Origin of the sequence: Fortiea contorta PCC 7126 (assembly GCF_000332295.1) — a bacterium.
GTDB lineage: Bacteria > Cyanobacteriota > Cyanobacteriia > Cyanobacteriales > Nostocaceae > Fortiea > Fortiea contorta.
In genome coordinates this window covers 4,273,327-4,287,073 of sequence record NZ_KB235930.1, presented here as the reverse complement: position 1 = coordinate 4,287,073, position 13,747 = coordinate 4,273,327, and the positions used below count along the sequence as shown (strand labels likewise).

Annotated in this window: 14 protein-coding genes; 10 read left to right on the top strand and 4 right to left on the bottom strand. The window is 39.7% G+C overall.

Annotated features, from left to right (window positions below; translation table 11 throughout):
* Positions 1–58: 58 nt before the first annotated feature.
* The 7 genes from MIC7126_RS27980 (at position 59) to MIC7126_RS0119840 (ending at position 5,431) form a co-directional block, all read left to right on the top strand.
* Positions 59–1,006, top strand: a complete 948-nt coding sequence (locus MIC7126_RS27980; RefSeq protein WP_017654910.1) for a tRNA guanosine transglycosylase family protein — start codon at positions 59–61, stop codon at positions 1,004–1,006.
* Positions 1,007–1,094: 88 nt separating this feature from the next.
* Positions 1,095–1,574, top strand: coding sequence for a hypothetical protein (locus MIC7126_RS0119865; protein WP_017654909.1), 480 nt, complete (start codon positions 1,095–1,097; stop codon positions 1,572–1,574).
* Between the two features lie 353 nt (positions 1,575–1,927).
* Positions 1,928–2,311, top strand: coding sequence for a single-stranded DNA-binding protein (gene ssb, locus MIC7126_RS0119860; protein ID WP_026100397.1), 384 nt, complete (start codon positions 1,928–1,930; stop codon positions 2,309–2,311).
* A 114-nt stretch (positions 2,312–2,425) separates the two neighbouring features.
* Positions 2,426–2,869: a hypothetical protein gene (locus MIC7126_RS0119855; protein ID WP_017654907.1), complete on the top strand. Its 444-nt coding sequence runs from the start codon at positions 2,426–2,428 to the stop codon at positions 2,867–2,869.
* Positions 2,870–3,185: 316 nt separating this feature from the next.
* Entirely contained in the window at positions 3,186–3,998 is an 813-nt protein-coding gene (locus MIC7126_RS0119850; protein WP_017654906.1) for a ParA family protein, read from the top strand.
* A 1-nt stretch (position 3,999) separates the two neighbouring features.
* A complete protein-coding gene (locus MIC7126_RS0119845) occupies positions 4,000–5,187 on the top strand; it encodes a ParB/RepB/Spo0J family partition protein (protein ID WP_017654905.1) in 1,188 nt (395 codons plus the stop codon).
* Between the two features lie 28 nt (positions 5,188–5,215).
* On the top strand, positions 5,216–5,431 hold the full coding sequence (locus MIC7126_RS0119840) for a hypothetical protein (RefSeq protein ID WP_017654904.1): 216 nt from the start codon (positions 5,216–5,218) through the stop codon (positions 5,429–5,431).
* A gap of 143 nt (positions 5,432–5,574) precedes the next feature.
* Here the strand turns inward: MIC7126_RS0119840 and MIC7126_RS0119835 are convergent, their stop codons facing one another.
* The 4 genes from MIC7126_RS0119835 to MIC7126_RS0119820 all read right to left on the bottom strand — a co-directional run bounded on the left by MIC7126_RS0119835 (position 5,575) and on the right by MIC7126_RS0119820 (position 10,142).
* A complete protein-coding gene (locus MIC7126_RS0119835; RefSeq protein ID WP_017652111.1) occupies positions 5,575–6,717 on the bottom strand; it encodes an IS4 family transposase in 1,143 nt (380 codons plus the stop codon).
* Positions 6,718–6,783: 66 nt separating this feature from the next.
* Positions 6,784–8,046: a ParM/StbA family protein gene (locus MIC7126_RS0119830; protein WP_017654903.1), complete on the bottom strand. Its 1,263-nt coding sequence runs from the start codon at positions 8,044–8,046 to the stop codon at positions 6,784–6,786.
* Between the two features lie 481 nt (positions 8,047–8,527).
* The gene (locus MIC7126_RS27975) at positions 8,528–8,977 is read right to left on the bottom strand and encodes a hypothetical protein (RefSeq protein WP_161606853.1); all 450 of its coding nucleotides are present in this window, start codon (positions 8,975–8,977) and stop codon (positions 8,528–8,530) included.
* A 22-nt stretch (positions 8,978–8,999) separates the two neighbouring features.
* On the bottom strand, positions 9,000–10,142 hold the full coding sequence (locus tag MIC7126_RS0119820) for an IS4 family transposase (RefSeq protein ID WP_017652111.1): 1,143 nt from the start codon (positions 10,140–10,142) through the stop codon (positions 9,000–9,002).
* A gap of 125 nt (positions 10,143–10,267) precedes the next feature.
* Here MIC7126_RS0119820 and MIC7126_RS0119815 point away from each other — a divergent pair, with 125 nt between their 5' ends.
* Genes MIC7126_RS0119815 through MIC7126_RS0119805 form a run of 3 tightly spaced genes read left to right on the top strand, consistent with a single transcriptional unit; the run spans position 10,268 to position 13,706 of the window.
* Positions 10,268–11,533, top strand: coding sequence for an IS701 family transposase (locus MIC7126_RS0119815; RefSeq protein ID WP_017651096.1), 1,266 nt, complete (start codon positions 10,268–10,270; stop codon positions 11,531–11,533).
* Positions 11,484–12,392 carry an AAA family ATPase gene (locus MIC7126_RS27970; protein ID WP_274517495.1) on the top strand — a complete coding sequence of 303 codons (909 nt, stop codon included), beginning with the start codon at positions 11,484–11,486 and terminating at the stop codon, positions 12,390–12,392. The genes MIC7126_RS0119815 and MIC7126_RS27970 overlap by 50 nt, the downstream gene beginning before the upstream one ends.
* An 18-nt stretch (positions 12,393–12,410) precedes the next feature.
* Positions 12,411–13,706 carry a magnesium chelatase ATPase subunit I gene (locus tag MIC7126_RS0119805; protein WP_017654900.1) on the top strand — a complete coding sequence of 432 codons (1,296 nt, stop codon included), beginning with the start codon at positions 12,411–12,413 and terminating at the stop codon, positions 13,704–13,706.
* Positions 13,707–13,747: the final 41 nt, after the last annotated feature.

Here is a 13,747-nt window from a genome sequence, read left to right as displayed (position 1 = left end):
TCGACACAATATCCCCTATGAGCCATAGGGGATATTCACAAATTTTACAAACATTATAATGGCGCAATATTTAGGAGTCATTGGCAAAACAGACTACCTCAAGCTATACGGCAGAAAAATAGGTATTTGGGAACTTCTAGAAGCTCAACCAGATGGGTGGTTATGTTCCTTAGCGTTCAGACAAGCAATGATACCAAATTCTCCAATTCTGTGGGATTGCGGTGCTTATTCCTATCGCCATTTAGATATTCCAAAGTTGAGGGGACAATTAGTAACACCCTATTGGGCAATTTATGAGTATAAGGAACGCAGCAAACCTGGAGATATTGTAGTCGCTCCAGATGCACTTCTTATAGGAAATAATATCAGCCAACGCCGCCAATTTAACTATGACAGTGCTGCTCGATTTCTTGAATTAGCAGCACTATTAGAAGGTAGACTGCCAATGGCAGTGATTCATGGCATTTCCACAAAGGAAAGATTAGGCTATGCGCTGAAACTTTACGAATTGGGATATCGAGCAATAGCACTGGGAGGGCTTGTTCCCAAATCTTCAGACAAACAACGAAATCTGCGTATCATTCAAACTGTGGTTGAAGAATTACAAAAACTTCCAGAGAAAATCTGGATTCATATTTTTGGATTATCAGCACCAGAATATGCCAAAGCTTTTCACAAATTTGGAGTTACCAGTTTTGATGGTGCTAGTTATTTTAAGGAAGCTTTTTCTGCTGGTTCCTTCTTCTTTACAGATGGAGAAAAACTTATCAAATATAAAGCAGTTAAACCAGGTAAAACGCCTACTGCACCCCAATGTAACTGTTTGTGCTGTAAAACGCTAAGGGAAGCAGGAATAGACACGCGTAGATACGGTTCCAAACAAAATAATGAAGGAAGAGCCATTCATAACTTGAATCAGTTAATGATTGCACAGCGTAGTGCAATTGAAAGTACAGGTTTATTTATCTCTGCTAATAAAAAATATAGGCAAATATCCTTGTTTTGATGAGTATTTAAACAAGTTAAGTCAGGTAAATTTCATCTAAAAGTTGCGCTAAAGCGCTGACTGTAAGATTTAATTTACAGATAAAAAAATGAGCGCAATCATCACTACCAATCAACAAATTCATCTAGATGTAGATTTTTCTATTCTTAACGATTTGGCAGCAAGACTCAGGGCAGCTGGAGCCAAAATTAAAGTCAGGAAAATAGGGAAATTTTACCGCATAGCTCTGCTAAAGCCACCCAAAATCGCAACAGTAGAGCAAATTCTGTCATACACCAATCACACAGAGATAAATCCAGATGTTCTGGCTACTCAAATAAATGAGGATAGGAGAGTCGCACCAAGTGATGTCATCAGCACTTCAGAAGTTTCCCCAGAAATTGACAGTAGCCAAACTCCAGATAACCAAAGTGCGGAATTAGCGACTGTAGAAGAACTGACGATACTACCAGCAGAGAAACTGCAAGAACTTGCAAAACTCAATAAAATTATAGGTCGCATTAAAATGAAACCTAACAAACTTGCAGAGAAACTGCATGGATTAGTTACAAAAGACCAACTAACGTGAGTATTTAGCAAGCAACTTAAGCAGATAACCCCAAGTCTCTACAAAGAATTTGGGGTTACTTATGGTAAAAGTGCGTAGACGCGTTGGCCTTGGCGTAGCCTCTCGTAGAGAAGACATCGCTTTTCTCAAGAAAACAAGAAGGCACATTACACCCAATACATTTTGGATAAGCCCTCTTGACCTCCCTTGTGGATTGGGAATTGGGTTTGGGGTGAATTCCAGCCTTTCTCCTTTTGCCTTTCCCCCTTAACCGAAAGAATTCATATCACACCCTTACGTTACATGGCACATATACAGTAATGCGCTATCGCGCCATCATTTTTGAAAAAAACGCAATACTCAAAGGTAATCTTATGACTCAGCAATATGTCAATAAAGTCGATTTGGTTGGTCGCGTTGGTCAAGAACCAGAAGTTCGTCACTTCGAGTCAGGTGCAATGAAAACATCCCTAACTCTAGCCGTCAAACCACCTTACAAAAGCGAATTTCCTTTATGGTTTGATTTAGAACTGTGGGGAAATGTTGCTCAAGTGGCAGCAGACTGGGTAAAGAAAGGTTCTACCATTGGCATTACTGGTGAAATGGTTTTCGACAGGTGGACGGACAAGAATACCGACGAACTCAGAGAAAAACCAGTGATTCGCGTCAATAATCTAGAACTCATCAGTTCCTCTCAACGCAAAGAATCTACTGAATCTAGTGGCGACCAAAACCAAATAGTCACCGCTAACTTCTAATGCAACCAAGGCACCCCATAGATAACTGGTCAGTTGTCTGTGGGGTGCCTTGGTTTTAAAGCGCTAGGCGCAATTGCAATAAAAAATCGACAGTTGCAATCAAAAGGATATCTCATGATTAGCTCAAGCCAAACTATTGAACTCCTCACAATTAACGAAACTTTTGATCATCAGGGAGTAAAAATTGTCTATGGGGAATGTGCTTTCTCCTTCTATGCTAAAGATGGTGTAGTACAAGATACGATCGCCTACAGAACTAAGGGAGCAGCAGCAGTATCAATAGCCGAGTCAGGGGTTAACACAAGTGGAATCGCTATGGGCTATTTAGATATTGAGGTGGTGGATAGCGGCAAAGGATATAAGGAAAAGAAAACAACTCTGGTTATCCGCACCTTCATCTCCACTAACACTGCCAACACTACTCCTATCCCAACTACCACTTCTGCTGTTCAACCAGCACCACAAGAAAGCGCTAAACAGCCAGTTGGTGCTGGTGTAGCTCTAGCAGCTAACAACGGCTATCTGAACACCACAGATAGTTCCAATATTCCGTTTTAATCCCCATGCTTCCGGCTCCTTGGCCGGAGGTATTTTTTTTACTTGAAATATTTTTTCTTAGTTGATGAGAAAAGATTTTTTGCAAAAGTCTTTTTTTTGAAATCTTCTTTGTGTCTAAGAAAGCGAGTTCTGCTTTACAGTATATGCCTTGGAAAGCGCTTACTCCTTCTACTAGGTCGCTGCTATGCGGACAATTTACTTAATTTTTAGATGCAGGTCGAAAGTATTCCTACTCTCTGTGTAGATTCATCATATATCGATATATGATGTTTGGGTCTCAATATATGATTTTGGAATAACATTCATTGAAAAAGCCATGCAAATTCGACTAGCTGTAATCAGCAATGCCGGAGGCAGTGGTAAAACGACACTTTCAGTCCACTTAGCATACGAACTGGCAAAGCGAAAGTACAACGTAGCACTCTTTGACCTCGACCCGCAAGGCTCGTTGACATTGTTTTGTGGACTGAACCTACCAGAGCCGGAACAAACTCTGGCTGCTGCTCTCAAAGGCGACTTTGACGGCTCTTGGCCTTTTATTCCTTGCTGGAGCGAACACACTAACAAAGTTGTCATCTGTCAAGGCGGAATGGTTTTAACACAAACAGCAGATGAACTGGTTTTACACAAACGAGGAGCCTACCTGCTCGGAGACCGTTTAACAGACTATCCTCTGGAACATGACCTGATTATATTTGACTGTCCTGCTACTCTTGGTCCCTTACCTTTGATGGCATTGGCAGCTAGCACGCACATCATTATCCCTGTGCAGTTGGAACCGAAGTCAATTCAAGGAGCGGCGCATTTACTGGAATGGTACTACTATCATTGCAAGCACTTACGCTTAAAACCTCAGCCAGAAATTCTCGGCTTTGTCCCTAACCAATTCGATTCACGGCGAGCAGCTCATCGACAGATGTTGTCTGCATTACCATCTCAGTTGGAACAGATGGATATCCGTGCTTTTCCAGCTATCCGGGATAGCGCGGAATTTGTCAATGCCAGTGGTCAAGGATTACCAGTGCATCTTTACCGCCCAAGCCATCCCGCTAAAGATGACTTTAAAGAAATTGCCGAGCAACTGCAAGCTTTAATTGGAAACAAGAATCAGAAGAAAACAAAAAAATAATATGGCTACCCGCAAAGCTCCTGACCTCACCAATTATTTTTCAGCAGCCAAGCAATCTCAGCAGTTGTCTGAAGCTGAGTCAGAAATTCAGCGACTTAAAGCTGAGATTGAAGAACTTCGTTCTCAAGGTTCTACGGAGTTGGAAGAACAACTGCAAACGCTGCGATCGCAACTCCAATCACAATCAGGTATCCAATCCATTCCCTTGGAGCAAATTCAAGCGAACCCAGAACAACCCAGACAGACTTTTTTAGCAGAAAGCATTGAGTCCATGTCCCGTTCTCTGACATCCGATGGACAACTAGAGCCAATAATTCTGATTCAGCGGGAGAATTTAGTTATATTCGATGGGGAGCGGCGCTGGCGCAGTGCGAAAACCTTGGGTTGGCAAAACCTCCAAGCTGTAATTATTCCAGAACCTGCTGCTTTGCACCGCAAAGCACTATTGACCTCCCTACATCGGGAAGACCTCAATCCTCTCGATAAGGCTGAGGCGATCGTGCGAGAGTTGGCAAGTAATGCTGGTCTTGAAGCTGAAAATATACCCCGGATTCTCTCGACAGTGGTGCGACGGTTAAACGCGCAGAAACGCATGAACTCTGTTGTTGAATTGATGACGGGAACACCAGAGGAGCAACAACAAGGTCTAGCAGATATGGACTTAGATGAGCCAGAACAGGCGGTGTTGGCGTTGCTGTTGGATTTACAACTCAATCCAGCTTCGATTGATGCCAACATTTTTCCCATGCTCTCCTTAGCAGAAGACCTGAAAGCGGCAATTAGGTCGAGAGGACTTAAAGGGGTTCATGCTATGGCACTACAGAAACTCTCAGCCAAAAATTTGGGACTCTCAGAGTCAGAAGCACAAGCAATCAGAAGCAATACGACGCAGCAGGCGATCTTTCAGAAACTTTCGGTTCAAGCAACACGAAAATTAGTAGCTGAGGTGATAGCTTCACAGAGTCAGGCTTCTCCAACACCGCAAAAACAGAGATTACCAGTAGCTACAGCAACCCGTTCTCTGCATAAAATCTCTGGGGAGGCGTTGAAGAAAGCTGAAGTTTCTCAATTAATGGAGTTTCAAGAAGCCCTGCGTCAAAAACTAGCAGAAATAGAATTGGTATTAAAACAAAAAGCAATTAACGCCGCTGAACTTTCTCATAATCAAGAGGTTGAGCAACCTGAATAAACACGCGAGGAAGATAGGGAGTTACGGAATGCGTTTATCACCACTCTATACACAACGGATAGAAGAAGCTACACACCTTGGAGAACGTAAAGTTGTAGAAAGCTTGCTCAAAAGCCGTTTCGGTTCATTGGATGAGCAACTATCAGCAATTATTGAACCTTTGTTATCGCTAAAAGCTGAGGAATTTACTCCTTTGTTGTTGCAATTGTCTCGTGAGGAGTTATTGGCACGCTTTGGTGGTTAATAGTATGAAGGTGATTGCCTCAATAGGTAATACTGACAACTAATTTTTCTAATGCTAGAAAGTAATTATTATCATCCACATAAATTTTAATTCAATTCACTCAATAACAACTCTACTCATAGCTGAAGGGGAGACGAAATAAGCTACAATATAGATTCAATAAGCTTCATGGCTCTTAAACCTTGTTGATAATGCTTCCACTTATTACGATTAATTCTCATTAATTGTGTGACTAAATCAATACAGCTATCCTTGAAATGTACCCATGTTTGACCATATAAGCCGATATAAAAACTACTGTGTCTCCGTTGAGAACGACTCCTTTCTTTAATCCGAGCTATATATTTTTGGATTCCTTTGCGTTTAATAAGTTGACCATTAATTGTTGCAGAGGTGTAAGCGATCGCTATCAACAAAACTAGAGAAATAAAACGTTCACCTTGAACATTAGTGTTTTCTAAGTTATAGCCACCTGTTTTGAAATCTCTAAACATTTCTTCAATATCAAATCGCTTTTTGTAAGCAGCAATTGCTGACTCTAGGGTGTCAAAATTTGTTAAAATAAACCATGCTTCTTTGGGTGCTACTCCGTTAATTTTACGTTGCCACTTACCAGCCACATTAAAACTGATAAAACCCTGAGTCTTTGTTACCTTAACTCCCTTGATAAAAAAAGATACTCCAGGAGTTAATCCTAAACTGCTTAACTCCATAAACATATCTTGTTTAATTTCTACAAATTCATTCTTTTTCAATCGCAAACAAAAATATACATCCTTGCTCTGAAGGTACTTTGCTAGTTTTACCGAGCAAAATTCTCTATCCCCCAACACACAGATTTTATAATCTTTCAATATTGCTATAACTGGCGATAATATTTTCTGCTGTTCCGTGAGATTACTACTACCTAATTTGGGCAGCAAACTAAAATATATTGGTATGGCTCTTTTATCCCAAATCACGCTGACCATTAATAAGTTTATCCGACTCCAATTAGTCCTATCAATTGCTATATAAATAATTTTTTCATTCTGGAAGTAGTTTGCTATTAGTTCTTGAATAATTGGCAACCAAACTTTTTCAATTGTGAGATTTGGTAATGATAAAAATCTTTGTATTCTTTTTCTTCTGCTTTCAAATTTAATTCCCAAAGGTAGCGCATTCGCTAATTTTTCTAAAGTTACTTCTTTGATTGACTGCAACAGATGTATCAAAATTTTTAGCAACAGATATTCTGCTAAACTCAATTGACTTTTTAAGTGCTTTTGGTACAATATAGCTAACATTATCATTAAGTAGGTCTTATTGACAAAACTAGACCTACCTTTTTCTATCACAAAACGCTACCCATCTTATACACCAAGCTTTTTAGGCTGTTTCGTCTCCCCTCCAGGCTTCGGTGCTGTCGAGCGCACAAAGTTGCTCTCTGATGCAGAGGATACCATAGCGGGTGTGGCAGAAGAGGAAGCGTTGCCTTCTTCAGTTAAACCACTATCTTTTTTTATTAAATTGCCCACTCCAAAAAATACCTCATACAACGCCCACACATCCGCAATCCGTATTCCCATTCCCGTTGTATCCAATCCTGAGGGAATCTCTACATCACCATTCCAAATCACCTTTACATTACTATAATGGGCTTCCAGTTCAGGTTTGAGGTATTCAGCAGTACCACCGCATAAAATAATCTCGTCAATATCACGGGGTAGCTCCTGAGACAACCACCGCACTAATGCTCGGAAATACTCATCTCGACTGAGCTTTAGGGCTGCTGACATCTCCTGCGCTTCTCCTTCCCGCTCAACTGAGCTATTGCGCCGCGACAACTTAGTTAAAGCTTCTGGGTTGCACTCAGATCCTGCTGTTACTATTGCCACCATCAGACGCGGGTCTTCTTTCACTAGACCACTACACCGTCTGACAAAATCATCCAACATCCACGACATCCCAAAGGTACTCGACACCCCAGGAGCAACTGCACCCCTAGCTGATACCAACACGGAAGCATTGCGATGTCCCAACATCACTACCGCCACATTGCGATTCTTGATGTCAGCACCCAAGATGCAACGGTGGTAAAGATAAATACCGCCTCCTTCTGGCTTGGCGTTAAAATCTACTAACTTGACTCGTATTTCTCCAGTAGATGTGTTAAATCTTCTTAGTGCCTGTTTTAACTTTACTTCCAGACGCTCTCTATCCTGATACTCCGATGGGGGTAGCAACACAGTCAGCGCCACAGTTAATTTACCGTTAAGCTTCAGTTTCTGACACAATACCCACAAAACCCCACAAATCTTTGGAACTGCGCTTTCCTCTTTAAGCTGCTTCAGTAGCGAGTTACCACCGTATTTTTGCCTTGCCAAAAAACCTACAGCGTAGTATTCATCACCAATACCTACCCAGCAAGTATTCTCTGGATCTACTTCACCAGATTTGGTTTTCTCGTAGTTTTGTATGGATGCATCTGACACATCGGCTATCTCAGGCTCCATACACACCAATGTAGGGGAGCCGTTCTTATCAGGTACACTAGCGATCGCTTTGGTCTGAGAACCACCCAAATCTATAGCCAGCAACAAATCTGGCACTGCAACAATTGCAGGCTTAATCATTGAATTACTCCTTGTTAAAAAAACTGATATCAATTCAAAATTCACTCATTAGAAATCAGCTTATTATTCGTCCGCAAGCTAAATGAGTAGTTATATCAAATGCGTTGGTAACGGAATTATTCCTCATTTTTCTGACTCTGCTAACTCTGCGCCTCTGCGGTTATTTAATTATTCCGATACCACTAGATTTGATATTAAGCACCTAATGGGACTTAGACAAAAATTAGCCTCAAAAAGCCATCAAATGTATATATAGAAAGACTTTGACATCAATTGACCTAGTTTCTTGATATATCTAGGTTTGGCGCATTTTTTAGCACTTGATGTATTTTCCTTGCCTTGTATAAGCTTGAGCCTTGTTTCTGTCTCAAAAATGTTTAAGTCCCGCTAAACAAAATTAATTACACATATTGTTTTCCTGTCGCTGTTAAGAGTTCCCAATCTCCACAAATAAATTGAATTTTGTGCAACTTATGATTCTTCACCCAAACAAAGCATCCATCTCTTCTCTAGCTGCTTTTTGTTCATCAGATAATTCCATCTTTACATCTCGCTCATCATCCCAAAAATCATCATCTTCGTCAGACTCCTCAATTACAGCTACAGTAACTTGATTATCACCATCAGCTTTTTTTGCGTTTACTCTCTCCACTACTTCCTGCTGAACTACAGTCGTCGATGCACTTTTCTGTTTACCCAAACTCTCTGTTGACATCGGCGATATCGGTAATGCCAATTCAAAATCTAACTCCATCTGAATACAATCCCACTGGCGCACAAAATCAGAAAATGATGACAGTGCTACCTTTCTCAGTAACTTCTCATCAGCCACTCCTGCATGAACATATGCCATTGGCATGAAACTCATCCGTGCTGCTTCCCATAACAACTCTTCTATTTTTTTAGTGGGGTGATTTGATAAATATTTCAATCTGAAGGGGAGACGAAATAAGCTACAATATAGATTCAATAAGCTTCATGGCTCTTAAACCTTGTTGATAATGCTTCCACTTATTACGATTAATTCTCATTAATTGTGTGACTAAATCAATACAGCTATCCTTGAAATGTACCCATGTTTGACCATATAAGCCGATATAAAAACTACTGTGTCTCCGTTGAGAACGACTCCTTTCTTTAATCCGAGCTATATATTTTTGGATTCCTTTGCGTTTAATAAGTTGACCATTAATTGTTGCAGAGGTGTAAGCGATCGCTATCAACAAAACTAGAGAAATAAAACGTTCACCTTGAACATTAGTGTTTTCTAAGTTATAGCCACCTGTTTTGAAATCTCTAAACATTTCTTCAATATCAAATCGCTTTTTGTAAGCAGCAATTGCTGACTCTAGGGTGTCAAAATTTGTTAAAATAAACCATGCTTCTTTGGGTGCTACTCCGTTAATTTTACGTTGCCACTTACCAGCCACATTAAAACTGATAAAACCCTGAGTCTTTGTTACCTTAACTCCCTTGATAAAAAAAGATACTCCAGGAGTTAATCCTAAACTGCTTAACTCCATAAACATATCTTGTTTAATTTCTACAAATTCATTCTTTTTCAATCGCAAACAAAAATATACATCCTTGCTCTGAAGGTACTTTGCTAGTTTTACCGAGCAAAATTCTCTATCCCCCAACACACAGATTTTATAATCTTTCAATATTGCTATAACTGGCGATAATATTTTCTGCTGTTCCGTGAGATTACTACTACCTAATTTGGGCAGCAAACTAAAATATATTGGTATGGCTCTTTTATCCCAAATCACGCTGACCATTAATAAGTTTATCCGACTCCAATTAGTCCTATCAATTGCTATATAAATAATTTTTTCATTCTGGAAGTAGTTTGCTATTAGTTCTTGAATAATTGGCAACCAAACTTTTTCAATTGTGAGATTTGGTAATGATAAAAATCTTTGTATTCTTTTTCTTCTGCTTTCAAATTTAATTCCCAAAGGTAGCGCATTCGCTAATTTTTCTAAAGTTACTTCTTTGATTGACTGCAACAGATGTATCAAAATTTTTAGCAACAGATATTCTGCTAAACTCAATTGACTTTTTAAGTGCTTTTGGTACAATATAGCTAACATTATCATTAAGTAGGTCTTATTGACAAAACTAGACCTACCTTTTTCTATCGGGACTTAAGCAAAAAAAGAGAGCAAAAGAGGTTATAATGCAGATATAGCATAGGTTTCACGTTAAAATAAGCCTGATGAAAGAGACAACTCCCACAGCCATGCCCCCATGCTTTGAAAAATGGTGTCAAAGGTTTGATGATGTATTTAATCATCAAGCGCAAAAAAGGGAGTTCAGACATTATTTAGGGGGATTATTGGGGGAAAGTGAGAGAAAAAACCTGTTACAGATGGCAGGAAACGCCATAGGGGTGAATTACCATAGATTACACCACTTTTTAACAGATGCACCTTGGTCGGCTAAAAAGCTGAATGAAAGACGCTTGGAGGTAATGAACAAGTGTAGTCAGACTAGAATTAATCGGGGATTTAGCTTGATAATTGATGATTCAGGGCATAGGAAAAGTGGTAACTTGACTGAAGGAGTTGGAAGACAATATATTGGAGAAATCGGTAAGACTGATAATGGAATAGTAGTGGTAACAAGTCATTTATATGATGGCAGAAAAAGCCTACCATTAGATATAGAGTTATATCAGCACGCTGATTCATTACCACAGGGGAAACAAGACCCATTATTTGAGAAGAAAACCGAGATAGCAATTAAGTTAATAGACCAAACAAGAGAGCGAGGATATCAACCAGGAATAGTAATTGTAGATGCGGGATATGGTAACAATACATCATTCCTATTAGAACTAGAAAAGCGAAACTTAAAGTATTTAGGAGGAGTAGCCAAAAATCGGAAAGTCACAATTAGTAACCAAGGAAATTATCAACAAACAATCAGGCTAGATGAATTAGCACAGACGTTGCCCCAAGAAGCTTTTAGCGAAATTAAACTCAAATTAGATAAATCCCGAACAGTGTGGGTAGCAACAAGACTTGTAGAGATATCACGTCTAGAGGGACAGCGAAGTATAGCTATCGTGATGAATGCTGATACTTTCTCAAATGCCACTGATATCGACTATTTTATCACTAATGTTTCTACATCTGTTGTCACTCCAGAATGGATAGTCAACACCTATTCTCAACGAAATTGGGTGGAAGTTTTCTATCGAGAAGCCAAAGGCTTTCTCGGATTAAAAGAATATCAAGTCCGAGATAAAACTAGTCTCATACGACATTTTATCCTGGTTTTTTGTGCCTATACTTTTATTCTTTGGCATCAGCTGACTGGGGGTTTGAGACGTAGGTGGGCAACTAAACCTTTGAACACTTTTACTGATGCTTTAGAAGCGTTTAGAACAGCGATTTCTTTCCGTTTTTTTGAATGGCTAACCATTAATCGTGACGTATTTGCCTCTCATAAAGCCAGTTTCGGCTTTATTTGGGCTTAATTTTTGTTTAAGTCCCGCTATCACAAAACGCTACCCATCTTATACACCAAGCTTTTTAGGCTGTTTCGTCTCCCCTCCAGGGGGTACAGCTAAATCTACAGCAGTGCGGGCATTTACTCAAATGATGTACAATCGCCTTCCTGTAACTCTACCAATTAACGCTACAGAAGACCGAGTTGTGGGGGGTTGGCGGATTGATGAATTGATGAAAAGTAAGCCTGTAGAACAACCAGGATTATTAGAAGAAGCCGATAAAGGCTTACTCTATATTGATGAAATCAACTTGTTAGATGACCATATAGTTAATATTATTCTTGATGTGACTTCCACTGGCGTGCTAGTTGTACAACGAGAAGGTAAAAGTCGGCAAGAGCAAGTTTCTTTTACTTTAGTTGGCACAATGAACCCAGAAGAAGGGGAACTACGACCACAGTTATTAGATCGCTTTGGTTTGAGGGTGAGTGTCAAATCAGAAATTGACATCAATCTGCGGACATCAATTTTGGAAAATGTGTTGAAGTTTGATGAAGCAGTTTCTATTCACACAGAGGAAAATCCATCATCTTATATTCAAGAATACTTACAAAAAGATGAAAAATTCAAGGACAAATTAGTAAAAGCTAAAGATAAGTTGTATCAGGTTAAAATACCATTAGAAATTGTTAGTGAATGTATTCAGTTAGCAACAGATTCCAAAGCCCAAGGAAATCGGGCTGATTATATTATTGCTTTGGCATCTCGTGCCTATGCAGTGCGTAAAAGTACAGATGATGATCAAGAGGTGATAGTAACATCTGAAGATGTAACAGCAGTGGCAGAGTTAGTACTCCAACATCGCCGTTTAGAAGCAGTTATTTAAGAAAATTGAGAATGGGGAATGTCAGATATACCCAGCCAAGATAGTTTAAGAAATTCATTTATGCAGCCTCTTGCTTGTGCTGCGATCGCTCCTGGTTTGCGTAGTATTTTATTGTATGATACAACACCCGAAACCTTGCAGTTAGCAGCCCTAATTATAGCCCAAATGCTAGAGGTGATAAATGGCTATAAAGTTGAGTTAGTCACTTTAGGAACCTATGAAGATGAGGATCTGCTGTGGGGAAATTTAGGTTTAAGCGTTGAAATAGAGCAACAGCCGTTGTTATGGAAACCAGGATTATTGACAGCGGGGCAAAATCATTCTCCACAGCAGGTAGTAGTAATTCCCGATTTAACAAAACTTAACCTAGCAGCACAACGAGGTGGGGTGACGCTGATGGGCGCAGATGTTGCACACCTAGAACGTCATGGACAGCAAGCACAATGGCAACCCCAACTGTTTTGGATAGCTGGGTGTGCTTATGAACAAGTGAAAACTGTATCACCTCATTTACTAGATCGCTTTGCTTTGCGGCTCAGATTAAATATTACCAAAAAAAATACAGACAGAGTAGCGGAAATTCTCAAGTTACTTGATGAGCAAAATACAGATAATAAAAATCCGCAAGAAACACTACCAAATGAAATAATTGAAAGCTTAAATCAAGCGCTCGAACTACTTCCTCAAATTACTTCCCCAGCTTTAAGTAGAGTCATTGAATACACCACCGACAGATTAGATATTTATCATCGTCGGGAAATTGCCCTAGCACGACTTTCTCTAGCTTATGCACGATTAGAAAGAAGCTTAGAAATGACAGCAGAACATGTTGACCATGCTGCCCAAATGATGGGTTTGAAACCACTTGCTAAACCACAAGAATTACCTAATCCTCTTCCTAATATTAATTTACCAGATGAAAAATATCCCCCAGATAAAAAACTTCCAATTACACCACTACCTCTCCCCCCAGAGCCAGAACCTATAACAAAACATGAAGAATTTTTTTCGTCAAATAAAATAGAAGATTTTCCCTCTACAATATTACCTGCGATCGCCTCAAATAATCCTTATCCAGAAGATGAAGAACAGGATAAACAAAGCTCTTTTTCTCTGCAATTACCCATGCGTCGCTTTCGTTCAAAAACAGTGGCTCGTGGTCAAATTGTTGGTATAGAAAAAGCAGTTAATCTTCAAGATATAGCCTTTGTGCGAACATTGCTAGAAGCAGCAAAATATCAAAAAATTCGTAAACAATCAACAGGTAATAATCCTGGAGGGGAGACGAAACAGCCTAAAAAGCTTGGTGTATAAGATGGGTAGCGTTTTGTGATAGAAAAAGGTAGGTCTAGTTT

Bases quoted from the DNA above. Each gene is read 5' to 3' on its own strand.
- MIC7126_RS0119865 (WP_017654909.1), top strand. From the start codon at position 1,095: ATGAGCGCAATCATCACTACCAATCAACAAATTCATCTAGATGTAGAT.
- MIC7126_RS0119855 (WP_017654907.1), top strand. From the start codon at position 2,426: ATGATTAGCTCAAGCCAAACTATTGAACTCCTCACAATTAACGAAACT.
- MIC7126_RS0119830 (WP_017654903.1), bottom strand. From the start codon at position 8,046: ATGATTAAGCCTGCAATTGTTGCAGTGCCAGATTTGTTGCTGGCTATA.
- MIC7126_RS0119835 (WP_017652111.1), bottom strand. From the start codon at position 6,717: ATGTTAGCTATATTGTACCAAAAGCACTTAAAAAGTCAATTGAGTTTA.
- MIC7126_RS0119845 (WP_017654905.1), top strand. From the start codon at position 4,000: ATGGCTACCCGCAAAGCTCCTGACCTCACCAATTATTTTTCAGCAGCC.
- MIC7126_RS0119850 (WP_017654906.1), top strand. From the start codon at position 3,186: ATGCAAATTCGACTAGCTGTAATCAGCAATGCCGGAGGCAGTGGTAAA.
- MIC7126_RS0119815 (WP_017651096.1), top strand. From the start codon at position 10,268: ATGAAAGAGACAACTCCCACAGCCATGCCCCCATGCTTTGAAAAATGG.
- ssb (WP_026100397.1), top strand. From the start codon at position 1,928: ATGACTCAGCAATATGTCAATAAAGTCGATTTGGTTGGTCGCGTTGGT.
- MIC7126_RS0119805 (WP_017654900.1), top strand. From the start codon at position 12,411: ATGTCAGATATACCCAGCCAAGATAGTTTAAGAAATTCATTTATGCAG.
- MIC7126_RS27980 (WP_017654910.1), top strand. From the start codon at position 59: ATGGCGCAATATTTAGGAGTCATTGGCAAAACAGACTACCTCAAGCTA.
- MIC7126_RS0119820 (WP_017652111.1), bottom strand. From the start codon at position 10,142: ATGTTAGCTATATTGTACCAAAAGCACTTAAAAAGTCAATTGAGTTTA.
- MIC7126_RS0119840 (WP_017654904.1), top strand. From the start codon at position 5,216: ATGCGTTTATCACCACTCTATACACAACGGATAGAAGAAGCTACACAC.